This is a genomic window from uncultured Flavobacterium sp. (genome assembly GCF_963922255.1).
Lineage (GTDB): Bacteria > Bacteroidota > Bacteroidia > Flavobacteriales > Flavobacteriaceae > Flavobacterium.
The window spans coordinates 99,122-123,794 of record NZ_CAWUIC010000006.1; the positions used below are offsets into that span (position 1 = coordinate 99,122).

The 24,673-nt window shown below is 27.1% G+C and carries 17 protein-coding genes and 1 other RNA gene; 10 read left to right on the forward strand and 8 right to left on the reverse strand.

Translation table 11 applies throughout. The features are described 5' to 3' along the window. The first annotated feature begins 251 nt into the window (after positions 1-251). From dndC to AABJ49_RS06660, 3 genes are read left to right on the forward strand one after another with little or no spacing between them, the layout of a single operon-like run. Positions 252-1,622 carry a DNA phosphorothioation system sulfurtransferase DndC gene (gene dndC, locus AABJ49_RS06650; protein WP_338377213.1) on the forward strand — a complete coding sequence of 457 codons (1,371 nt, stop codon included), beginning with the start codon at positions 252-254 and terminating at the stop codon, positions 1,620-1,622. A gap of 21 nt (positions 1,623-1,643) precedes the next feature. Further along, a complete protein-coding gene (locus AABJ49_RS06655; RefSeq protein WP_338377215.1) occupies positions 1,644-2,708 on the forward strand; it encodes an HNH endonuclease domain-containing protein in 1,065 nt (354 codons plus the stop codon). Next, a complete protein-coding gene (locus AABJ49_RS06660) occupies positions 2,701-3,561 on the forward strand; it encodes a bifunctional class I SAM-dependent methyltransferase/HIT family protein (RefSeq protein ID WP_338377217.1) in 861 nt (286 codons plus the stop codon). The genes AABJ49_RS06655 and AABJ49_RS06660 overlap by 8 nt, the downstream gene beginning before the upstream one ends. Positions 3,562-3,583: 22 nt before the next feature. Here the strand turns inward: AABJ49_RS06660 and AABJ49_RS06665 are convergent, their stop codons facing one another. The 7 genes from AABJ49_RS06665 to AABJ49_RS06695 form a co-directional block, all read right to left on the reverse strand. Beyond that, complete coding sequence (locus tag AABJ49_RS06665) at positions 3,584-3,844, reverse strand: hypothetical protein (protein ID WP_338377219.1); 261 nt, start codon at positions 3,842-3,844, stop codon at positions 3,584-3,586. A 114-nt stretch (positions 3,845-3,958) separates the two neighbouring features. Beyond that, positions 3,959-4,231 (reverse strand): hypothetical protein, encoded by a 273-nt coding sequence (locus AABJ49_RS06670; RefSeq protein WP_338377223.1) that lies wholly within the window; start codon positions 4,229-4,231, stop codon positions 3,959-3,961. Positions 4,232-4,271: 40 nt separating this feature from the next. Further along, positions 4,272-4,478, reverse strand: coding sequence for a helix-turn-helix transcriptional regulator (locus AABJ49_RS06675; protein ID WP_338377224.1), 207 nt, complete (start codon positions 4,476-4,478; stop codon positions 4,272-4,274). An 82-nt stretch (positions 4,479-4,560) separates the two neighbouring features. Continuing rightward, a complete protein-coding gene (gene dptH / locus AABJ49_RS06680) occupies positions 4,561-8,505 on the reverse strand; it encodes a DNA phosphorothioation-dependent restriction protein DptH (protein ID WP_338377226.1) in 3,945 nt (1,314 codons plus the stop codon). Next, a complete protein-coding gene (dptG, locus tag AABJ49_RS06685) occupies positions 8,477-9,946 on the reverse strand; it encodes a DNA phosphorothioation-dependent restriction protein DptG (protein WP_338377228.1) in 1,470 nt (489 codons plus the stop codon). Before dptG ends, dptH begins: the two co-directional genes overlap by 29 nt. Further along, positions 9,946-11,682, reverse strand: coding sequence for a DNA phosphorothioation-dependent restriction protein DptF (gene dptF, locus AABJ49_RS06690; RefSeq protein WP_338377230.1), 1,737 nt, complete (start codon positions 11,680-11,682; stop codon positions 9,946-9,948). The genes dptG and dptF overlap by 1 nt, the downstream gene beginning before the upstream one ends. Positions 11,683-11,703: 21 nt before the next feature. Beyond that, positions 11,704-11,916 carry a helix-turn-helix transcriptional regulator gene (locus AABJ49_RS06695; RefSeq protein ID WP_338377232.1) on the reverse strand — a complete coding sequence of 71 codons (213 nt, stop codon included), beginning with the start codon at positions 11,914-11,916 and terminating at the stop codon, positions 11,704-11,706. 267 nt (positions 11,917-12,183) lie between these two features. Here AABJ49_RS06695 and AABJ49_RS06700 point away from each other — a divergent pair, with 267 nt between their 5' ends. The 6 genes from AABJ49_RS06700 (at position 12,184) to AABJ49_RS06725 (ending at position 21,488) form a co-directional block, all read left to right on the forward strand. Next, on the forward strand, positions 12,184-12,483 hold the full coding sequence (locus tag AABJ49_RS06700) for a helix-turn-helix domain-containing protein (protein ID WP_338377234.1): 300 nt from the start codon (positions 12,184-12,186) through the stop codon (positions 12,481-12,483). A 361-nt stretch (positions 12,484-12,844) separates the two neighbouring features. Beyond that, complete coding sequence (locus AABJ49_RS06705) at positions 12,845-16,993, forward strand: AAA domain-containing protein (protein WP_338377236.1); 4,149 nt, start codon at positions 12,845-12,847, stop codon at positions 16,991-16,993. A gap of 1 nt (position 16,994) precedes the next feature. Beyond that, entirely contained in the window at positions 16,995-18,356 is a 1,362-nt protein-coding gene (locus tag AABJ49_RS06710; RefSeq protein ID WP_338377238.1) for a hypothetical protein, read from the forward strand. Further along, positions 18,356-19,801: a phospholipase D-like domain-containing protein gene (locus AABJ49_RS06715; protein ID WP_338377239.1), complete on the forward strand. Its 1,446-nt coding sequence runs from the start codon at positions 18,356-18,358 to the stop codon at positions 19,799-19,801. Before AABJ49_RS06710 ends, AABJ49_RS06715 begins: the two co-directional genes overlap by 1 nt. Continuing rightward, on the forward strand, positions 19,801-20,376 hold the full coding sequence (locus tag AABJ49_RS06720; RefSeq protein WP_338377241.1) for a hypothetical protein: 576 nt from the start codon (positions 19,801-19,803) through the stop codon (positions 20,374-20,376). The genes AABJ49_RS06715 and AABJ49_RS06720 overlap by 1 nt, the downstream gene beginning before the upstream one ends. Next, positions 20,376-21,488: a DUF1887 family CARF protein gene (locus AABJ49_RS06725; RefSeq protein ID WP_338377243.1), complete on the forward strand. Its 1,113-nt coding sequence runs from the start codon at positions 20,376-20,378 to the stop codon at positions 21,486-21,488. Before AABJ49_RS06720 ends, AABJ49_RS06725 begins: the two co-directional genes overlap by 1 nt. Positions 21,489-22,897: 1,409 nt before the next feature. On the opposite strand, the gene ssrA is transcribed toward AABJ49_RS06725, so the two are convergent. Next, positions 22,898-23,294: a transfer-messenger RNA gene (gene ssrA, locus AABJ49_RS06730) on the reverse strand. A gap of 156 nt (positions 23,295-23,450) precedes the next feature. On the opposite strand from ssrA, the gene AABJ49_RS06735 reads away from it, so the two are divergent. Further along, complete coding sequence (locus tag AABJ49_RS06735; protein WP_338377245.1) at positions 23,451-24,653, forward strand: NAD(P)-dependent oxidoreductase; 1,203 nt, start codon at positions 23,451-23,453, stop codon at positions 24,651-24,653. Positions 24,654-24,673 lie beyond the last annotated feature (20 nt).

Sequence of the window (24,673 nt, forward strand, 5' to 3'; positions counted from 1 at the left end):
AAATCCAAAAGTTAAGATTTTGAGATTCAAAGTAATACTTGTAATGATTTAATCTTACCTTGCTTACCCTAATGATTAATTAAATTAATAATATGGTGTTAAAACATATAATTAAATCTTAACGAATTGATATTTATGATTTTAATATTGTAATGTAAAAACTTATATCTAGTTAATATTTTAAAATTAAATACTAAATTTGCCAATAGCATAAAAAAGTTTAGTATTTGCTAAAAACTATTCAGAAAATAATGATTATAAAAAATAAAAAAGTCGAAGGAATAATAGCAGAGATAATAGATCAATATGCTTATGCTGATAAATCTGATAGGCCTTGGATTATAGGATTCAGTGGTGGTAAAGATTCTACTGTGCTTTTAATGTTAGTTTGGATTGCACTTCAAAGAATCCGACAAGATATGCCATTTCCTTTTCAATTAAAAAGAAAAGTGTATGTTGTTTGTAATGATACTATGGTGGAAAATCCAATTATTGCAAACTATGTAGAAGATGTTTTAGCTAAAATTACAGAAGCTGCAAGAGACCAAGATTTACCGATATTTGTACAAAAAACAACTCCTAAATTAGAAGAAACTTTTTGGACTAATGTTATTGGGAAAGGTTATCCAGTTCCAAATAACGCTTTTAGATGGTGTACTGATAAATTAAAAATTAGACCAACTTCAAACTTTTTAGTGGAACAAATTGATGAAAAAGGCGAAGCAATTGTTTTATTAGGAACTCGTTATGACGAAAGTGCTACTAGAGAGCGTTCTATAAGAAAACATGAAGTTACAGGAAGTAGATTATCGAAACATCAAACTACCGTAAATACCTATGTTTATGCTCCAATTAAAGAAATGATTGTTGATGAAATTTGGTATATCATTAATGCTGTTCCTTCTCCATGGGGTTTTGACAATTCCATTCTTTTCAAAATATATGCTGATGCAAGTGCTGACGATTATGAATGTCCAACTGTAGTAGTTAATAGAGAACATAATTCATGTGGTCAAAGTCGTTTCGGATGTTGGACTTGTACAGTTGTAAAAAACGATAAATCAATGTCATCATTGGTTAATAATGGTCAAAACTGGATGGAACCTTTACTGGCATTTAGAAATAGATTAGTTGAAGGTAGAAATATTTCAGAAAATCGTTCGGACACTAGAAGAAATGGTCAAGAAGCAGTTAGAGAAGATGGAACTTTTAATGGAAATTATACCTTTGAATATCGTTATCAAATACTTAAAGATTTATTATTAGTTCAAAAAGAAATACAACTAGAAAGACCACACATCACTTTAATTAATAATCAAGAATTAATTGCTATTCAAGTAACTTGGAATAGAGATGGTTATTTTGATCATACGGTTGGAGATTTGTATAAAGAAATTTACAATAAAGAAATAAGCACTAACAACATTAAGTCATTGGATGATACAGAACGTAGAATCTTGAGAGACGTTTGTGAAGAAGAGCCAGGGTATTATCATTTAATTGATAACTTAATTGCTTTACAAGAAACCAAAACATTGATGATTTCAAAATACGGTCTTCACAATGATGTAGAAAAACGAATTGAAAGCTTTGTAAATGAAAAAATGTTTTCCGTTGCTTAATTGAAATAACTTCAAACTTTGATGAATTTACCTTTTTCAGATAATTTACCAACCAATAAATTAGCATCTTCATTTGCTAATACTTCTGCGACGTATAAGTTTTATTGGTTAATTGCAATTATTGAATTGGTTGAAAATGGTCAAAAAAAAATCAAAAAAAGAGATGTTTTTTCAAGAATGATCAGTAATTCTTGGTACACCGTAAATTATTTCAAAGTGTCATTCGGAAAGCAAGATTTGATACAAAAAGCTGTTGAAGATATTTTAAAATTTGAAGATTTAAATAAAGACATCAAAAAAGACAATCTGATTTCAATTTTAGAAAATTCTAATAAAAATGAAACAAAAAAATCACTTGAACATTTTAATTTAAATGTACCACATTGGTTTTTATCGCCTTGGTTTCCAAAACTGAAAGAAGAAAACAATTCTAATTATAAAAAACGAATTTATTCATCTTCTCAAAAGTTTGAAAATAATTGTCTTTATGGGTTACACAATGAATTCATTGAAATAAATCCATTGTGGATAAATTACATAAAATCAAACGCTAAAATTCTCAAAGATTTCTGTTATTGGAATTTATCATTATTTCTTCAATCAAGAAATCCAAATGTACCAGATATTCCAAATAAATTAATTAAACCTGCTGTTAGGAATGGTTTATCAAAACAAACAAATCAATATTGGAAAATTGTGTTTAAGGAATTGGGCTTTATTGAATGTATTTTTTCTGGAACCAAATTATATTTTGATGAAAAGAATTTTGCCATTGACCATTTTATACCACACGCATTTGTTTCTCATGATTTGATTTGGAATTTAATTCCAATAGAAAAAATTACTAATTCAAAGAAAAGTGATAATCTTCCAATTTTTAATCAACATTTTGACAAATTTTATGATTTGCAAAAAGAAGCTTTTGAAATCAATAAATATTATAACTCAAAAAGTAAGTATATGGATGAATATCTTTCTATTTTTCCAAATATTGATAGTTTTGAAAAAGAAAAATTTTCAAATACAATTCAGCCATTAATAACAATTGCTAGTAATAACGGTTTTTTGTTTATGAAAAATGAATAGTCAAAATCTAAATAGTCATTTGACTGCAATAGAAAGAACTTCTCTTTCATATCCAGCAAGAATTATATTAAATCAAAATAAAATTATTGGTAAAGTTCTTGATTTTGGTTGTGGAATTGGTAAAGATGTTGAATTATTGCAATCTAAAGGGATTGAAATTATAGGATATGATCCTTTTTATTTTCCAGAATTTCCAACAGAAAAATTTGATACAATTTTGTGCTTTTATGTTTTAAATGTTTTGCTTCCAGAGGAACAAGCAGAAGTTTTAATGAATGTTTCAAATCTTTTAAAACCAAACGGAAAAGCATATTTTGCTGTTCGCAGAGATATTCAATACGAAGGATTTAGAATTCATAAAATTCATAAGAAAGAAACTTATCAATGTTTAATTAAATTACCCTATTTGTCCGTTTTTAAGAACGAAAACTGTGAAGTTTACGAATATGAACATTACACAACTTTAAATAAGGGAAACGTAGATTTAAGCCCATTTTTAATTGGAGAAGAAACTAGAGAATTAATAGTTGAAACGGCAACTGTATTTTCTTTTTATGATAAATTCCCAGTTTCAAAAGGTCATTCTTTGATTGTTCCAAAAAGATTAGTTCCAAATTATTTTGATTTGACTTTAAAAGAGCAAACCGCTTGTTGGATTGTTGCCAATAAAGTAAAAACCATTCTTCAAGAAAAATACAATCCTGCTGGTTTTAATGTTGGAATAAACATAAATGAAGATGCTGGACAAACTATTTGGCATAGTCACATTCATATTATTCCAAGATATAAAGGAGATGTCGAAAATCCAAAAGGAGGAATTCGTGGCGTTATTCCAAGTAAAAAAGAATATTGATAATGTTGAAATTTTTCCAGTTTTAGAAAAACTTTACTTTTGATAATTTATTTTTAAATTTACTTTTCCCAAAAACATCTGTTTTAAAAAATCTTGTGATGGTAAAATACAATTTAATAACTTTTGACACATCATTATAAAAGGGTTGCATTTCCCAGATTACTCCATTTTTTATAACATCATTATTAACATCATATGGATTTCCTAAGTAAATGTTGCCACCATAGAGTCCAATAACATTGTAAATTTTACCATTTATCTTAATTAATTTTAATTTTTTCATAATGTTTTATTTCAAAAAATTAATTTGCTAGGTTAAGCAATTGTTTCCAACAAAGTTTCCCAATCCATTGTAAAAACATTGGTGGGTTTGATTTTGAATAGTTTCTAATAAATTTTATCTTAAATTTATACCAAAGGTATATTCTGCTAATTCGCGCAATTCATTAATTTTATTTTTCCTTGCTATAATTTTATTAGTTTCAGCTTCTACAATATTTAAATAATCCACATTTTCGATAATTACTGCTTTACTTTTCTTTATAAATTCTCTGTGTTTTTCTATTCTAAAATTAATAGAGTTTTTAATTTCATCAATAATTATTGCATTGTTATTTTTAAATAAAATTTTTAGATTGTTATCAATGTCAATTAGACTTGTATCTTCCATATTTATATTTTTAAAAGAGTTTTTAATATAATGCGGATTGTTAATCAAATAATTGGTCAATTTTAATTTCAAATGCCATTGCAAGTTTATTAATAATTTCTAAGGAAACTTCTGTTTTTCCAGTTTCGATTTTAGAAATGTATGATTTATTAATCGCCGCTAAATTTGCTAATTGTTCTTGAGAATATTTTTTTTGTTTCCTCAACTCTTTAATTTTTAATCCAAATGTTACTTTAATATTTTCCATATTCTGTAAAAATAATCTTTATTAATTGTTTTTAAAATAATTATAAACTCTCATGTATTTGATTTATAGCAAATGAGTTAAATTAAAATTTGTAAATAGTTCTTAAACTTTCAGGTCTTATTGCCAAGTTTAAATTATTCTTGCGGTATTTATATTTTTTTCTAGTATCAAAAGCTTTTATGCTTTCAGTGTAAAAACTTAAAAGGTCTTCTACACATTGAAAGAAATTGTCTCCATCTTTTTCTTGTAAATCAACACACATATAATCGTCGTAAATTGTTATTTTTTTCTTATATTCTACATTTCCAAAATGAATTAAACCAAAAGTTCCAATAGTAGTATTTAATCGATTACTGATTGTGAAATTATTGTTTAATAAATCACTACGATAATCTGTAGTAATAACATTCCAATTTTGAGAATCCCAAACATGAAAAAGTTTCATTTTTTCAGCATTGGTTAAAGCGATTTTAGCAAAAAAGTTTTTATAAAACTCACATAAAAACCCTTCTTTGTTCAAATATTCATTTAATAAATGAGCAGTTCGTTTTCCTTGGTCAATACCTTTTTTTACAATACCTAAGCCACCAATCTTTAATTCAACTGGGTACAAGTGCATTAATAATTGTCCTTCAAATTGTTCTAATCCAATAAATAATAAGTCATCACTAAAAGAGCCTATTGCTCCAAGATTTTTAGTAGAAAACAATCCTTCTCCCATATTCAGACCAGCATTTCCAGAAACTCTTAAGATTTCTTCTAAGGATATTGGAATCCAAACAATATTGGGATGATGTAAAAACGTTAATGATGATTTAATTCCTGATAAAAGACTAAGTTTTTCTCTAGGAAATTGGCTGTGTTGTCTGATTAGTTTTAGCAACCATTCACCATTAATTGCATTGAAAAAATTAATTATATTTATGGTGTCAGATTCAGCATCAAATTGTACTTGATGTTTTTCTAAAAATTCTTTAACAACAAATTCGTATTGACTTGTTTTACGGCTAACTGTTATAGCATCATATCCATTGGAATTATTGTATTGGTCGCTGTAATGAATAATTACCAACTCTTTATTTTCTTTAAAAAAATCTAAATCAACTTTTGGGTCAATATAGGTTACCCATTGAGAATCATAATATAACTTTTCTAGTTGTTCCTTAATATCGTAATTGATTGTTGTACAAAGCGCCTTATTACGTTCATAAGGGTCACCATTGGCTGCAACTCTAGTTAAAGCATTATACAAACAAGACAATTTAGTTAAATCGTTTTGGTTTTCGGGTAAATCTTTCATTCCAAAACCAGTCCTGTAATTTTGAACTCTTGGTGTAGAAGCAACATCAGCCATTAAACCATTAAAGGAAATACCAGTTTTCACCAAACTCATTTCATCATAGGACTTTTCAGTTTTAGTTACATCAAACTGATAAAAAGTAATATGAGCATATTCATAATTCTCTGATTTATTTGGTTGCTTCTTTGAATAGAATTTAACTTTATCTAAAAAAACATTCAAAAGGTCTTCCTTTTCAAAATTTTTAGTTTTTAAATCTATTCCCAAATATTTTTCAATATCTTCAACTCTTTCGTGAAAAGTTAATTCTTCAAATTTGGTTACCAATTTATCAGACCCATAAATACTTATTTCTATAGGTAATAAATCGATCAAACGCTTGTTCAGATTACTATTTAAATATTTTCTATAATATTCAAAAACTCCTTCAACAACTTCTTTACAATCTCCAAGATTAATAACATTAATTTTTATTGGAGATTTTTTAGATTGGTCAAAAAGAAACTCAAAATTAGTAGTGAAATCTTTGATTTTATCAGTTATTAAATCCGAAACAAAACTTTTTGGTACAGCTTGTTTAGAATTCAAATATACAGTGTAATACAACCATTCTGGTGAATGGCTTGATTCAATAGGAATATAGATTTCATTTGGCTTTCCTTCAATGTAAGGAATCAAATTATAAGGACTTAATCGTTTCAAAACAGCATTATACACTTCTTCATTTTTTAAATCTTCATTTAGTTGAAGTTGATAAGCTAAATTAAGTGGGTGTAATGGACTAAATTTAATTTTTTCTTCACCCATACGCTCTTTAACAACACCTAACCATAATAGATTTTTTTGTTGATGGGTTAAAGGCTTGTTTTCTTCAAATTGCTCTAATTTGTTAATAAAACAGGTTATAAAAGTTAATGCAATTTGCTTTAACTCTTCATTTAAATAAGCCAAACTAGGTTGTGTTTGTTTGTCTTTAAAATAAGTTCTTAATTGATCAAAAGCAATTTTTATGTCAGCGTCTAATTCAATATCATTATTGGAAATACTATTTTCATTACCTAAAAACCAGGAATAGCCATCAGAATTGATAAGTTGTTCTTCTTGAATTAGATTATTTCTAAATTCATCTCTTACTGTTTTCTCATTGTTTTTAAACAATAATTTTATAGTTGTTCCTTCTTTTATATACTTAAAATCAAGTTGATTAACTCTTTTTTCTTTCCAAACATCTATTCCAGTTATTGGTTTTGGAAGTTCAAAATCAGTTTTAATGGCTATTGGAAGTACAACATCAAATAAATTAATATTAAAATGAATTAAATCTTCTTGAGCCAAGGAATAATCATAATTTATAATAAGTTTTTGCTCTTCATTAACTCTAAAAGTAGTGTCTAAACTTAAAATATCATTGATAGGTATTTGCCCATCAGGGTTAAAAACTAATGTTGGACTTTCTTTAATTTGTAAGTAAGAGTATGATTTTTGAACGTTCAATTGAAAGTTACCTTCAAATTGTGAAATAACATTTGGGTTAAAAGGTAAATGCAATATTTTGATAACGTACCTTTTATCAGTTTCAGAATCGCGATACTCAATTAGACTAAACAAATTATCAGCATCAAACTCCTTAAATTCAACAATTAAATTATGACCACTATTTGTAGCATTGATACTCTTAGAACCTTGTTTTATATTGATTCCTTCTTTCTTAATAAATTGGTCATATTTGACGTTTATTTTGAAAGGAAGCTCAAGAGACGGATTAAAAACAATTAAGTTCACATTTCTTTTTTTAGAAACTGATTCTCCATCTGTTCTATACCAAAGTGTTTGAAGTAAATTATCACCTTCAATCGATTCAAAAATTGGTGGAGCTTTTTCTTTCTCCTTATCCATCCATTTTACTAACTCGGAATAGTCAAATTCATGCCAATCTTCTTTAATTAAACGAGTAAGTGCTGAACTTGGTAAGTCTTGTTCTAAATCTGTTGCTGGATTTCCATTTAAAAATATATTTTCAAATTTATCATAAAGAGTAAAATTACTACTCAAATCTTTTGATAAATCACCCGATTTACTACTTAATTCTTCTTGAGGGAAAAGACCTAAAGACTTATAGTCTTGTTTTTCAATAGTTCCTTTCTCAAGTGAGTTGATTACTTGCTCATAATCAAAAATGGAATTATTATCTTCAACAACACTCTTAGTTTTTTTATCTAAAACTGCTTTTAGAATAACTTTTTCATGTTTTTTTAAAACTTTAGTATGTTCTATATCATTTTCAATTTTACTTTTAAATCGAGAATAATGTAATGGCATTCCTTCTTTAATTAAACTACCACTACCACCCAATAAACTGTCTAGTTTTCCACTAAATAAAATTAAAATGGCAGTGCCTTCAAATTCATCGTTTTGTTCAGCCACTTTATTTCTAAGCATAGTAAAATAGTCTTCAGAAGCAAATGTACTGGAAGCAATAATTACCTTAGTGCCTTCAATCAATAAACTAAAAGTAGAATAAGCTTGACCTCCTTCGGGATGGGTGTATGAAAAGGGCTCAATAGAAACTATTGAGTTTTTGTTCAACGAATTATATAGAGAATCAATATGATCTATATCTTCAAGATACAGATTATAACGATCTCCTGCTTGAATTTTTTGTGAAACAAAAAACTCAATGATTAAATTCGAAACGTATTTATATAGTTGACTTGACGTATTGTGCATCTCCGCTATCACTTTTTTTCTCTATTAAATTAATTTTTTCAAACAATTTGGTAATTTCTAATTTTGTGGTCTCATCAAAGACAATTCCTCTATCTTTAAATTTATCCCATAATGTTTTTAATCTGATTTTTTCTTCACTTCCAATACAAATTCTAGTTAGGAAAAGTAAAAGCTCCTGAGATAAAACCATGGTATTTCCTAAACGACCTCTTTGTTTAGTATAGTTTAAACTTACAAATCGAGAAAACCATTTTCCATATTTTACATCTGCATTTTTACGATCAGTATTACTAAATTGGTAATTTATTACATACCATAGGTAATAAATTTCTTTAGTTATTGGATTGTCAAATTTCTTTGTTAAAATGTTTAAATTAAATTGTTCTCTACATTCATCCCAGCTACCAGTTTTTAGAGTTATACTTTCAGTGTAAAATGAAATAATTTCATTTATGCAATTATTAAGTTTCTCTCTTTCTTTAACATTTAAGCTTTCAAATACTGATACAATATCATTATAGTACCCTATTGGTCTATCATCAATATATATATAATTTAATAATTCTAAGGTGTTTGCATGTGCAAAAATAGATGGAGAATAATTGTTTAATTGTTTCCAAGTAATTGTGTGGCTTAACAATCTTGATTCTGATAATGTTTCCCAATCCATTGTGAAATAAATGGGTCTTATTTTTTTTACACCATTTCCAAAGCTATTAAAATTCATTACCAATTGACTTAAATATTGAAAATAGTAATATTTGAAAAAATCTTCAACATGTTTTAGTAAATATGAATCATTTGCAATTAAAAAAGTGAAATCTTTAAGGAATAAATCTTTTAATTCAGGAAAAATATTAGAATAATTCGAAACCTTTGGTTTTGAGTCTAAATCCGGTAATTTAGGTAAACTTTGAAGTATTAACTGATGTAATAAATTTTCATTATTGATTTCTTCATTAAAGCTATCATGATTAAAGTTTTCAGGCAAAAAAACATCATTTATAAATTTTGAGACCTCTTTTATAGCATTGTCAGAATTAATAAAATTCATATATGACAAAGTTTTGATATTGAATTTTATTAGACTATTTTCCTCTTCAAAAAATAGTTTTGCTAGCATGTTTTTTAGTTCTTCAACGTTATCAGTTTCAACTTTATCAAGAGCATTTTTTAGTATCTTTTCTTTTAGATTTATTTTAAACAATCCATTAGATTTGTCTGATCCAATTTGTTGTTTAGAATTAAAAAACCTGAATAATTCACCTATAACTCCTTGAAAAGATATAAAATCATCAGTAAAATTATCACCGCTAGGATTAGTTTTAAACGGTAATAATTTTATTTGATTCCCTGTGTAATGACCTCTAAATTCACTATTCTTACTTAGATAAATAGAATCTAAACTATTAGCTCCGTTTCTTTTTAATTCTATTTTCATTATATCACTTGAAATTTATAACCACTGAAAGTGTCTTTTGAAAACTTGTAATCAACTGCTTTACCAACATTAACTTCGTCGATATACAATGGTGCTTTACTATTATTTTGATTAATTAAGGTATTTATAGAATTTACAAAATACACATAATTATTATTATCTTTTTTATTAGGTCTGTAGCCTTTTGAAATCATCTTTAAGATTTTAAATAGACTAAAATCGACATGTATTTTTATAGATTCTGTTTCATTATTTATTTTAAAAGAAAGACTAAACTCTTGTGTAAATTTATTTATCTGAACATCAAACTTCTCTTTTGAAATGTCAACATCTGGTAGTACCTCAAAATCTTTAAACACTCTAAATTGAGTTTGCTTTTTACCAACATTAATAATTACTTTACCGTTTGTTTTAGCGTCTCCATTCCAATTTCTTGCTGCATTTTCAACTAGTTCATATATTTTTTTTATATAATTTGAATTATGATTGTTATAATGAAATAACCAAACTAAATACTCATCAAAATCAACATCTGAGAGATGTTTTTGTTCAAGGTAATTACTAAAATAATTAAGCCTAATAAACAATTTAGAAAGTTCAGTTTTATGATTACTAGATTCAACTATTTTTGATTCTATTTTATCTAAATAACTATTATTTATATGTTTTGAAAAGATGGAAAATATTTGCTCAGCGTTTATTAAAGTTAATAAAATGTCGTCTGTCTCCGAGTTTCTGTTAGTACATGGATCTAAACTTTCAATTTTTTCAAATAAGCTAGATAATTCAGGATGTTCAAATAAATAATTTGGAATTAAATTAGAAAAGAAATCAACTCCATTCATTTTATCAATTACCTTAAAGTAGTCAGCTTGGCTAATATTGGAAAGATCAACAGGAACCAGAATGTCATATATAAAATTTAATAAGGTTCGCACTGATACAATTTCTTTACTCTTTATTATTGCTTTAATAATAAGTTGAGAAACTATTGCTCTGTTATTTTTATTAAAAAGAAATTCGTAGTTGTACAGTATAGGGCAACATATTTTATCACCTACATTTACTTTATATTCTTGATATGCCTTGTAAATTGTATTTGCTTCATTTTCACAAACTATCTTTTCGAGTAGAGTAGTAATTATGTCAGATACAGCTCCATTTTCAGTTAATGAATAAATATGATAATCTGTAAAGTTAACATGATGAAAATTACTCGTAGAATCAAACTCATCATTATGAATTAAATCCGTATCTAATATTTTACTTGAGTTTATATACTCTTTAAGAGTCATAAATTCATTTCCAAATTCTTCAATGAATTTACTTAAAGTACCAAGATTTATAGCAAGTATGACTTTGTCTTTCGATTCTTTTAATTTTTCATCTTTGAATCCTTCTAATAATTTGTATAAAGTTTCATTAGAAGACTCATTAGGGTTATGTGATTCTGTTGCATCATTATGAATGATAAACTGAGATATAACATTTTTTAATTCATCATGTAAATGGGAAAGTATATGAGATTTACCATCACCTACATTTCCACAAACTAATAAAAGTTGCGATTTATTATTTTCTGATGCATTCGTGATTATTGTTCTTAATTTTTTCTCTACATCTCGTTCTATGTGTAAATACTTTTTAAAGCCATTAAGGTTTGAATAAGTACCTTGTGCAACAGCATATTTTGATGATTCTCTTAACTTCTTTAACTCATCAAGTAATGGATTCATTGTCATAAGTTAGTAATGTTTTTAGAGTTTATTTAAAAGTTCAGAGATTGAAATAGTAAATGCTTTTGCTATTTTTTCTACAACAACTAATGATACATTTCTTTTTCCTGCTTCAATACCAGGAATATAAGTTCTATCTAAATCAGAGATTTCAGCTAATTTTTCTTGAGAATATCCTTTTGATAATCTCAATTCTTTAACTCTTTGTCCGAATTTTACTTTAATATTTTCCATTTTACGAAGATGTGATTTAGTAGACAATTGTACAATAGACGACTGTCGACTTATTGCGTAATTTAAAGTTTATTAGTGTATTTTGAGGAAATTATATCTTATACCATATTCTCAATAATAATATATATACATATATTTAAATTACCTCATTCACCTGCACAAAAACCGTCTTTAGTCCAGGTACTCCTAAAGCCGCTTCTTTGTTTGCTTCATTTCGTTAATTTTACTAAAACTAAAAACTTTTGATTATGGAAAATTGAGTTAATAATGGAAAGATTAGATAGAATTGAAAAAGCAATATCCAATCTAAAAACAGAAAATAGTATTGTTGCAGAATCCAAACCAATGAATTTGAAAGAAGTGGTTGCTTATATGGGTACTTCTACATCTGCAATTTATAAGTTAACATCAACTGCAGAAATCCCACATTACAAATTAGGTAAAAAGCTATTTTTTAAAAAAGAAGAGATAGATGAATGGATATATGCAAATAAAGTCAAAACAAGACAAGACATAGAAAATGAAGCCAATGAATACATTGCTCGAAAACGAAATCCTTTCAGATAAAAGAATAAAAATATTAATATTATATTAATATAGATAAATTAAAATCTTTCTTTTTATTACAAAATAATAGTCTTTAAATATAAAAGCTTCTGACCAAAATAAATTCATTTAGTGCAAATTTTAATATGAACTTTGTAATGTTGTTAACAAGAATTGTTAATATTTTTGATTCAAAATGAGGTTTTCCTCATTTTTCATTCATTTGCTTTATATATTTTTATATACTGAATCGTAAATACGATTGGTTTTATATTTTTTAACTAAAAATCACAAAATTAAACTCGTATTTATTCTTAACAATTGAAATAATCATTTTCATGCTATGATTCTTTTTTGTTGTTTTTATTAAAATTTAATTTCAATGGCTGAAGAAAGAGTAATTCGTATTAATAAAGTTTTAAGAGAGCTAAATTTATCATTAGATAGAGCTGTAGATTTTTTAAAAGAAAAGGATATTCATATTGAAAGCAGCCCTAATGCAAAAATTTCTCAATCTGAGTACGATTTACTGTGTTATCAATTTTCATATGATAACAGAAAAAAGGAAGTTTCAAAGGAAGTAATAAACCGTTTAGTTAAAAATGGATTAGTCTTAAATAAAATTAGAAGCGAAATCCAAGAAAAAGAAGCTCAAAAAAAAATTAAAAATGATAAAAGATTATTTACTATTGGTAATGTAGTAGATGTTTCAATAACAAAAATAATAGCCCCTTCTCAAATTGTAACTTCTTATGTAGGAGGATTCGTTGGAAGACTATCGGTTTTAGATATTTCTTGGTCATTACCACAAGGAGAAGAAGTATTTAAAAAATATAAAATTGGCTCCAATATACAAGCAGTTATTTTAAAAGTTGATGAAAAGAAAAAGCAAATCATTCTATCTCAAAAACATTTAGTAAAACCTTTAAATCAAACAGCTAAATGGGAAAAAATAACAAGAGGAGAAGAAGTTAATTTAGAAATTGTACAAAATCTACACAAAAATTACATAGTAAAAACAAATAACTTATTATTTGGTTTACTAAATAAAAATGTTGGTAAAGACACTATAAAAAATGAGAATTTTAGGATAAATGCTAAACTAAATGATGCATATTTATTAGAATTCATTCCTATAGTTCATCAGGAATTAGATGAGTCTAAATATGAAAAACTAATTGAAGAACATGCAAGTTTTATTGAACCTGAACTAAGAACATTTTCAAATTTTAAACAATCAATTTTAGGCAACACAGCTTCTAAAGAACAGTTAAAAGGTATTGAAAAAGGTTTTGAAATAGATAATAATATTTTTAGTAAAGAAATTGATACTGGAGTAACATTTTACATTCAATTTAGAATGAGTGATGCTTCTTATGAAAATAATTTTAAATCTCAAGCCATACCTTATTTTTTAAATGGTGAAAAGTATAACGATAAAAATGAAAAAATACTATTAGATAAATTGTCTAATGAAAAATATTGGTTCAAATTAAATACACGAATCGACAAAAAAAACAATAAAGAGAACAAACCTAATGAGATAATAGAGTTTACTTTATATAATAATGAAATTAATTTTTACGGTGAGGTTATTAAAGATAACAAAGGTAAAGATGTCAAGTTTTTGATTAAGAATTTCAGTTTTGGCCAATCATTTCAATTTGCTTCTGTAGCAAAAAAGAATAATGAAAAATATGGCTCATTTCTTTTAAATAATAAAGTAAAGTTGGTAGCACCAAATGGTATAATTCCATTTGACGATTCTCAAAGTAAATTTTTAAATTATTGTGTTACAAAAACAGAATGTTTTGAAATTTATCAAAATCTAAAAATAGAATCAGGGGAAATTTTAAAACAAGAAGGAAGAACATTAGGAATCATCGACAAATTTTTAGAGTATCAAATTGATCTATTAAAAAAAGACAAAGCAAATAGTATAGAAATTAAAGATTTCAGAAGAGTAAAAAGTAATAAAGGTAATAGTGCTATTCAAATTCCTCAGGTAGTAGGAGATAGATTAGAATTAGCAGAGGATAATATTGTTAACATCAGAGTAGTAAAAGACCAAAAAAAACAAAAAGTAAGTGAAGGTGTAATTTCAATAATAAATGACGAATATCAAATTGATTTTATTAATGAAATAAATTTAACAAATTTAGAAAATGGTTTTTACATTGATGTTAAAGTATCAACGAGACAATTTGATATTCAAAGAGAAATCATCAAAGATTTCTTAGAAAGAAAAATTAAAATTGACCATATAGAATCATTGTTGGTGAACCCTGATGTCAAAAATCCAATAAAAAAACAGGTTACCTTTATTAATGAAGATTTACAAAGAACAAAAGAAGAACAACCGGATAACAATCAAATCAAAGCTGTTGAAAAAGCTATTGGTAATCAAAATGTATTTTTAATACAAGGTCCTCCAGGCACAGGGAAAACAACTGTTATTGCGGAAATCATTGAGCAATTAACTAAAAAAGGAGAAAAAATTTTAGTAACAGGTCAAAATCACGTGGCAGTTGATAATGTTCTTGAAAAAATCTCAAGAAAGCCAAATTTAAATCTTTTGAGAGTAGGAAATATTGAGAGAATTGATGAAAGTTTGGTGAAATATTGTTATGAGAATTTGGTTGAAGAGTATAAATTGGATTTCAAAAAATTTATAACTAATCAAAAAGAGTTAACAAAGTTATTACTAGCATTTAATGAAAATAATACAGAATCTACAGAACAAAGAAATAGCTTTAAAGATAAAGTTTATCAACTAGCCGAAAACTATAATTCACAAAAGGAAACATTTATACAAAAGCATTTTCTTTTACGAGACAATATATCAAATCTTTCTGAGCAAGAGTTAATTGAAACCATTACAATACTTGAAAACTGGGAAAATTCATTTAGTAAGGAATACGAAATTTTATTACAACCATTTATTTACAATTCTGTAGACGTTGTATTTGCTACTTGTATTGGAATAAAAGGGGATAAGATTTTTAGGGAAACTAATTTCAAATTTGATACGGTTATTATTGATGAAGCAGGTAAAGCAAATATAGCAGAATCATTAGTAGCAATGGAGTTAGGTAAGAAAATAATCCTTGTTGGAGATCAAATGCAATTACCACCATATATGGATAGTTCACTTTTGGATAAAAATGATAAAAATAGCTTTCCAAATTCAATATATGGCTATGGTTTCACCGAAGATGAAATTGCTCATGCTTTAAAGACATCTTTTTTTGAATTTATAGTAAATCGTATTGATGTAGATTTGTTTCCCAAAGACAATAAAGAAATGTTGAATTATCAACATAGAATGCATCCAAATATTGGAAAATTTGTATCAGAATCATTTTATGGTGCTGAAGTAGAAATGGGAAGTAGAACACATCTAAATAGATTAAATTTACCTGCTCCATTTGATAAAGAAATCATATTCTTTGACACTTCTAACACCTCAAATCCTTATGAAATAAAAAGCGAGAATGCTGTAAAAAATGATACTGAAGCAGAATATATATCTGAATTTATTTTGCCTGAATTGTTCAAAAACGAAATTGATAAAAAAAATATTGCGATAATAGCGCCATATAAATTTCAAGTTTCAAATATTAAGAACTTTATAAAGAAATCAACGTTATGCCAACAAAAAAATATTGATGTGGCTACACTAGATTCCTTCCAAGGTAAAGAATATGATATCATTATTTTTAGTTTTACAAGAGCATCAAACTTTTTAAAACCAACAATTGTAAATGGTAAGAAAGTTTCAAATAAAGTTGGCTTTTTAGACGATGCAAGAAGATTGAATGTAGCGTTTAGTAGAGCAAAGAAAAAATTAATTTTAGTTGGAAATGCGACAACATTAACCGATAAACGTTCACACTTCGACCTTCTTTTTAATTATACAGATTTATTTAAAAAGTTAGTAAAGCTAAGTAGGAAGACAGAAATAGGAAACTTCATAAATATTGCCAATTATAATAACAAGATAAAACCATTTGAAGATTTTTATAAAAAGTATAAAACAGGTGATATTGTAGAAACAAAATTTGATAACATAGGTAAAACAAATGAAAAAATGTTTGGAGCTTTCTTTTATATTGATGGTGTAAAAGCTTTATTGCCAAAATCACATATCCCAAATCATCAATTAAAATATTTTGAAGGTTTGGAGAAAGGGCAAACTATCAAATTATCGATATATAAAATAGATAAAGATCAAGAAAGAATAACGTTAATATTACCATTATCAAAAAAGGAAAGAGATAATATTGCTTTGAGTAAGAGAAATAAGTATTTGGATTCAATAAAAGATAATCTTTCTGTAGACAAAACTATTAAAGCAATAATTACAAAGAAAGTCGAATTTGGTTATTTTGTCAAATTAGATAACATTTTTGATGCATTACTTCACAATCGACAAATTCCAGAGAATTACATTGTGAATATAAATGATGAAATTGAAGTCAAAATCCATGAAATAGATTACAATAAAAAACAAATTGCAGTAAAAATATAATATGGGTTTATTTAGCTTAGATATAGAGAAAATTTACAAGGAACTTTCAGTAAAAGGTGAAAAGATTCTTGGTATGTTTTGTATACAATATCCAATATATTGTATTCATACAAATATTCTAGACAGTTCAATTGATAGTTTAGACAGTTTAGACCAATTAATAATAGATTGTTTAAATATAAAATCAAATTATTCACAATTACAACTAGCAGCTATTTTAGGTACTTCAAAAAAACTAATAGAATACCGCATTGATAAATTGATTGTAGATAATCATTTAGAAAAAAAAGAAAATGATTTTATCATTACAGAGTTAGGTAAAGAAGTTTTTATTCATAAAACTTTAAAACGACTTCATAAAAAATCATATGACTTTTATTTAGATGGTATTAATTTAAACCCTTTAAGTGACGATTTTTACAAATTCTATAAAGCCAATTTTTTTAGTGAGTATGATATTGAATATTATACAAATAACAAAGGAAAAACTAGTATTAATAGACCATTTGCTCCAGATATTGTCCACACTCCAATTACAAAAGAAACTTTAGTAAATAAAATAATGGATATCCCTGAACTAGAAAGAGAAAACTATGCAATTCCATTAGGCTTAGTTGAAATTGAAGATATATCTTTTACAAAACTTTCATTACCAGTTCTAATTAAAGTTTCTAAAAGTGTAAATGGAATAAAAAAAGAATTAATTGATGGCTTTGTATTTCATGCTTTTGATAGTGAAAATTCATACTATGATGAAGCACGCAAAAATGTTATAGGATTTGAAAAGAATTGTATAGAAAGAATCAAAAATTTACAATTTAAAATTATAATACCTAAAAAAGGGGAGGAAGTAAATACAGATAAAAAACCACTTATTACTTCTAATTGGAATGAAATTGACAAATACAAAGAAAGTAATCAAAAATGTTTTATTTTCAGTAAAGAAGACCTAAAAGAAGTAGTTGAAAAGCTTTATAACTTAAAAAATGTTGAAATAGAAAATTTGATTAATGAAGAATCTGAAATTGGTATCAACATCACAAAAAAAATGTTGTTTGCTTCAAATGATAGAAAGACATTAATATCAAATTTATTGAGGGAAAGAGACTATACAATAGTAAATACTTATAACAATGTATTCATGCTCTATTTGTATTATAAATCCACAGATGAATTTGTTAATAAAGTAATCAAGTTTAAAAAAATCATTGATGAATATACAAAAAACAAGAAAGATTTTCAAACCATTGTGTTTTTTCATCCAGAGTATAAATACGATTTTAGAGAATGTCTAATAGCAGCCGGAGAATTTGAAGTTTTAGAAAGTATAGATATTTTTAATCACATGATATTACCTAATTAATGAGTTTCGAAGTTAAACATACTGATGTCCTCAATCAAGGAGCATTTATAAGCATAGAGAGCCAACAATCTACTTATAATTTTTATGATTATGAATCCATTTATTGTACTCATAAAGAAGATAAAAGACTTAAAAATGAGATAATTGAAATTATCGATTCGGCAGAAACAGTACTTAAAATTTGTAGTTTTATAATTACTGATAATGAAATTTTTGAAGTATTAATAGACAAGGCAACATCAACCGATGTTGTTATATTCATATTAACTCAGTTTGATGCTAAAAAAATGACAAGTAGAAGTGATAATTTAGATTTTATCACAGAGGAGGAAATAGCAGAAAAACCAGAAGTAAAACATTTATCAAATATCAAAAAATTATATGATGTAGGTGTTCATGTCAGAGCTTCTGAATCTGCTCATGCAAAGTTTATTATTTCCGATAGAGATAAAGGTTTTATTACTAGCGCAAACCTCACAACTCCATCATTAAATGAAAATATGGAATCTGGGGTGTATATGGATGAAGAGAGTAGTCAAGAATTAGATAAGTTATTTGATATTATCTATCAAAAAGGCACTAATTATACAAAGTTTTTAGATTCTTCTAGTTCAAATAAAATGTTTGTAATAAGTTCAGATGTTGATGATACTTTCGAAAATTTACCTGCCCCTGAGGATTCAAGCCTCAGATACACTTTTACGGAAAATCACACAAATCTTTTAGAACAAATAATTAAATGTATTGATGAAGCAAATGATTTTATTTATTTATCAACTTACAGTATTGTAGGTTTGCAGAATATTCAGGAATTTGTGGAAGCAATTAAAAAAGCAAATCAAAGAGATGTACTTGTGAATATATTTTGTAGAGGAATGAATTATCGTAACGATCATATTGTTGCTTCTCAGTTTTTAGCAGAATTAGGATGTGATATTTTTGCAAATTATGACAATCACTCAAAAGGTATTGTTACAGAAAATGAGGCAATGATTTTTACAGCTAATATTGATGGGAATCATGGTTTAACAAATGGTTTTGAAATTGGATACAAATTAGATGAAATGCAAAGAAAAAATTTTCTAGATTTTCATAAATATTTAATCAATAACAGTAATTATAAATTTATTCTATCACCTCAAAGAATTGATTTAATCAAAACTTATATTAATTATGAAAAGTATAAAAAGATTTCTCCACCATTATTACCACAAGACCTCATTGTAAAAGTTAGCACAAGCATCAATGTTGAAAAGGACGATTTTGTAAAACTTCCAATTTTTTATGGAATATCAGATAAGAATGCTCATTTAACAGTTGGTAATTATACATATGATTGTGTTTTTGAAGGCAATACCTTTACAATCATTAAAAAGCAATACTTTCAATTTAATAGAGAAAAATATTTTCTTAAATTTTTTAATTTAACATTAGAAATACTATAATGAAAAAGCAAATTCCATATTTAAACGAATGGCTAGAATTAGCTAAATCAGGAAATTTTAATAGAGCTCAAGAGCTTTATTATGAAAATCTTTTTGAAGCAGTAATTGATAATTTTAAAAGTAATTATAAAGAAAGTATTCCTTCGGGTGGTGTCCTATTTTCAATTTTAGGTTTTTCTCCAGAACCAATTATTTTAACTGCTAAAGCCATTGAACCTGAAAAGCATATTATTTTTACAACAAACAATAAAAGTGACGGAAATGATTACTTAGAAAAGTTTTTAGATACAAATTATGAAATGATATATATTGAAGATGAAAATTTCAACACTTTGTATAAGGCTTTAAAAGAATCTTTGATTTTGAATCCAAGCTCAAATATAACTCTTGATATTACGGGTGGAAAAAAATCCATGGTAGCTGCAGCAAGTATCTTTGGAAAAGATTATGGTTGTAAGATAGTTTATGTAGATTTTGCTGAATATTTAAAAGAATTACGAAAACCTTTACCAGGATCAGAGATTCTGAATATAGTTTACGATCCTTTAATCAATCAACCTGAATTATTCATATAATGAAACATCAAATTTCACTTGTTGGAGGTCAATTGTTACCAATATATGTAGGTATTAAAGAATTTAATCCTGACAAAATACACTTTATTGTTTCAAAAGAATCGGTTGCAAGTTTAAACAACTTAAAACCAATTATTAAAGGTATTCCGTTTAATGGATATCAATGTAATCCTTTTGACTTTTATGAAATTAAATCCATTTGTGAAAAGATAATTCATAAATTAAATCCAAACGACATCATTGAATTCAATCTTACAGGTGGAACTAAAATTATGGTATTAGCTTGTCAAGCTATTATACACGAAAAAGAGTTAAAAGGATTCTACATTAATCAAGATGATTCTTATTTGGAATTACCTTCATACGAAAGGAAAAATATTAGTTTGGAGTTAACCGTAAATGAATTTTTTGATTTAAGTGGACATAAAACTTACAATTATAAAACAATTAAAGATTTTAAAGAAGAAGATATAAAAACTGCTGAGAAAATTAAAAATTTTGCTAATAATGACAATAGGTATAAAGTAATTATCGGATATTTTAGAAAAAAATATCTGAATAATAATAATCCATTGCCTTTATCTGGTAATGAATCAATTAATAATAATCTCAAAGTGATTTGGAATCAATCAGTTTTAAAAATAGAATCTAATAATAAAGTCTTATTGAATATAAATTCTCTCATATTACAGGACTTGTTTTTTAAAGCAGTATGGTGGGAATTATTAATTGCTAATGAAATTGCTAAAACAATAAAATTTAAAGAATTATTTTTAGGTTTTGAGCTAAATTTCAAATCAGATAAGAATACAACAAAAAACGAAATTGATATTTTAATAAACACAGGAAAAAAGTTGATTTTTATTGAATGTAAATCAGGTTTAGTAAAACAAGAAGATATCAATAAAATGAAGATTGTAAAACAAACATATGGAGGAGCTATTGCAAAATCAATTTTAGTATCAAGGGAATTGCCTAATTCATCTATAATTGAAAAATGTAAGGAATTAGACATTGAATTATTTTATACTAATGCATTAAATAAAGAAGTAAACTCATTAAATAAATTAAATAAACTTATTAATGAAGTAGAAAGAAAAGCTTCTATGTAATTTGATGTTAATTATTAAAATAGGAACGCTTCGCTGAAGTAGTTTCACCCACCCAGTCTTAGTTTATCCTGAGCTTGCCGAAGGGCTCCCCAACGCACTAGTGGTATTTTATGTGTTTTTAGCACTTGTTTTACCCAAAGTAAGTCAATAAAATAAGGCTCCCTGTTTTCAACTAAAAATCAAAATTCCGTTAACCGTCATCCTGAGCTTGTCGAAGGGCCCTCGCACACAGTCCACCTTTTTTTATCCACATACACCCAATCCAAAAAACAAACGATAAAAACACACAACAACCACTCCCAAACTATTATTACATAATTAACCTTCTAGTGCATAACAGCTTTGTGTATTGAAATCGGGTTTGTCACGCACAATAAGATGACATTATATTAAACATCCGTTCACCCCACACTCGAGGCAGTGGCTCCAGGACAGCATTTTTTGCAGCTCCCATCGCATTACCCAGCTACAAAAAACACCGTCCTTCGCCACTGCCTTAAACAACGTTCTGCTTTCCATAGGAATAAGTACACTTATAAATTTTCTAAAGAATTTTTACGGTAACGGTCTTTATATACTTTGTGCAGACATCGGTAGCATTTGCATTGCTTATTATGCGTTTCTTCACTTTTCCAAAACACCTATAACTACAAATTAAAATCTCCCACCTGTTCAATACTTAAGAAACCCACAAAATCAAAAATCCCAGCATAAGTATTATTTTTCATTTGCCACAACTACCAGGTCCATTACTTTCACAATAGCTGATGCCATAGCATTTCTAAACCACAAATTACTGAACACTAATAGTGGCATCAACTATTCATAATAGCAATCACAAATATCCCACAAAGCAAATCAAAAAATAACACCCATGCTTGAGCTACTGCACCATCGCACCCGACAGGTTAATGCATTGTTTTTACAATTGCTTCTCATTTTCCTCTACATTTAATACCTTATTAATTGTCAATTCCACAACCAACAGATTAGCAATTCTACACTTAATAAATATGCTTTTTTATAAAGTTTCATTTCAGTAAATTAAAATCATGAATCTCATTTTTCACCATTATTAGATAATCCCAGATAAAGTGGATATTATGTGCGCTGGGTTTAATAGATAAGAAATGGTTATTAGTAGAACAAATTCCCTAAACAGGCAAAAAATACATTACTACTATAATAGAGTTGAGATCGCTTTAGATTAAAAATATTGTTTTGTCCTATACATATCCCATATAAACCCCATAGATGCTAGGTGGTTCTAGTACCTAATAATTAAATAAATAGCAGTTAAGAAGATTATATTAAAACCAAAATTAACCAATTGTTGGTCATCAATAGAGTAGTAAAATCGAATATAAAAAAACCGTAATCACTTAATTATAAGTAAATTACGGTTATTTAAGTGGAGTCGGAGAGAATCGAACTCTCGTCCAAACAAGCAATCAAAAAGCTTTCTTCACGCTTAGTTTCTAATTGAATTTTCGACAAAAAGCTAGGTTAGAAACAACCACTCTTTGCTTAACTTTACCAGTTCAAAACGGATTTAAAGTTTTACCGTTTCTAGGTTTACTTTTACGGTTCCCAAAATCCAAACGCCATAAACCAAGGCTTTTGTTGAGAATCTAGCTTTCCTACCTTGTAGGAACTAGGCAAATCGTACTATAATTCGGATTAAGCAGCTAAAGCGTAATTATTTTCGCCGTGTAAAATGTTGTACGTTTGGATTTACGAGCAAAACATACAATGCTCGACGTGCTTACTAGTTAATTCCACTCGCTGTCAAAACCAGTCGACCCCTTTTTTAATTTAGAATTTAGAATTCTGAAAACTTCTAACTTCTAAAACTATGCCAAAATTACTACTATTTTATCAATTAAAAAATCTTTTGCGAATAGATATTCAAAAGCTATATTTGTGTACTTTAAATTAATGTGCGTAACTAAACAATATAAAATGAAATTCGGAATAATTAAAGAACGTAAAAACCCACCTGATAGAAGAGTTGTTTTTTCTCCTTTCAGACTTGAAGCTTTTAAAAATGAATTTCCACAAGCAGAAATTAAGGTTGAATCTTCCGATGTTCGTATCTTTTCAGATGAACAATACCAAGAAAAAGGTTTAGATGTAGTTACTGATATGACTGATTGTGACGTGTTGATTGGTGTTAAAGAAGTTCCTTTAGATGCTTTGATTCCTAATAAAAAGTATTTTTTCTTTTCCCATACCATCAAAAAGCAACCGTATAATCGTAGTTTGCTTCTAGCCATATTAGAAAAAAATATCGAATTATACGACCATGAAACTATTGTTAATCAAGAAAATCATCGCTTAATTGGTTTTGGTCGTTATGCCGGAATTGTTGGTGCTTACAACGGAATTAGAGCTTTTGGTATGAAATATGAATTGTTTAATCTAGCTAAAGCAGAAACGTTACCTGATCAAAAAACTCTGATTGAACGATTAAGAAGAAATCAATTACCTAACATAAAAATTGTTCTTACTGGAAGTGGTAAAGTAGCTCATGGTGCCAAAGAAATGCTTGATGCCATGAAAATGAAAGAAGTATCCGTTGAAAATTATTTGAACAAAAAATATGATGTCCCTGTTTATACTCATATTGATGTTTTAGACTATAATAAAAGAAAAGATGGTCAAGTATTAGATAAATTTGATTTTTATTCAAATCCATCTGAATATGAATCAGATTTTGAAAAGTTTACCCATGTGTCCGATATTTTTATGGCAGGACATTTTTATGGAAATGGTGCACCAATTATCTTAAGTAAAGAAATGTTGAAATCTCCAAAATGCAAACTAAAAGTTGTGGCAGATATTTCGTGCGATATTGATGGACCAGTGGCTTGTACTATTCGACCTAGTACCATTGCTGAACCTTTATATGGTTATTTAGCTAGTGAAGATAAAGAAGTGCCTTTTACTCATCCATCTGCTGTTGTAGTTATGGCTGTAGATAATTTGCCATGTGAGTTGCCAAAAGATGCTAGTGAAGGTTTTGGTGAAGTGTTTTTAGAAAGAGTAATTCCAGCTTTTTTTAATGAGGATAAAGATGGTGTTTTAGCAAGAGCTAAAGTAACAGAAAACGGCAAATTAACTGAACGTTTTGCATATTTGCAGGATTATGTTGATGGAAAATAGTAATTTGAAGTAAATATAAT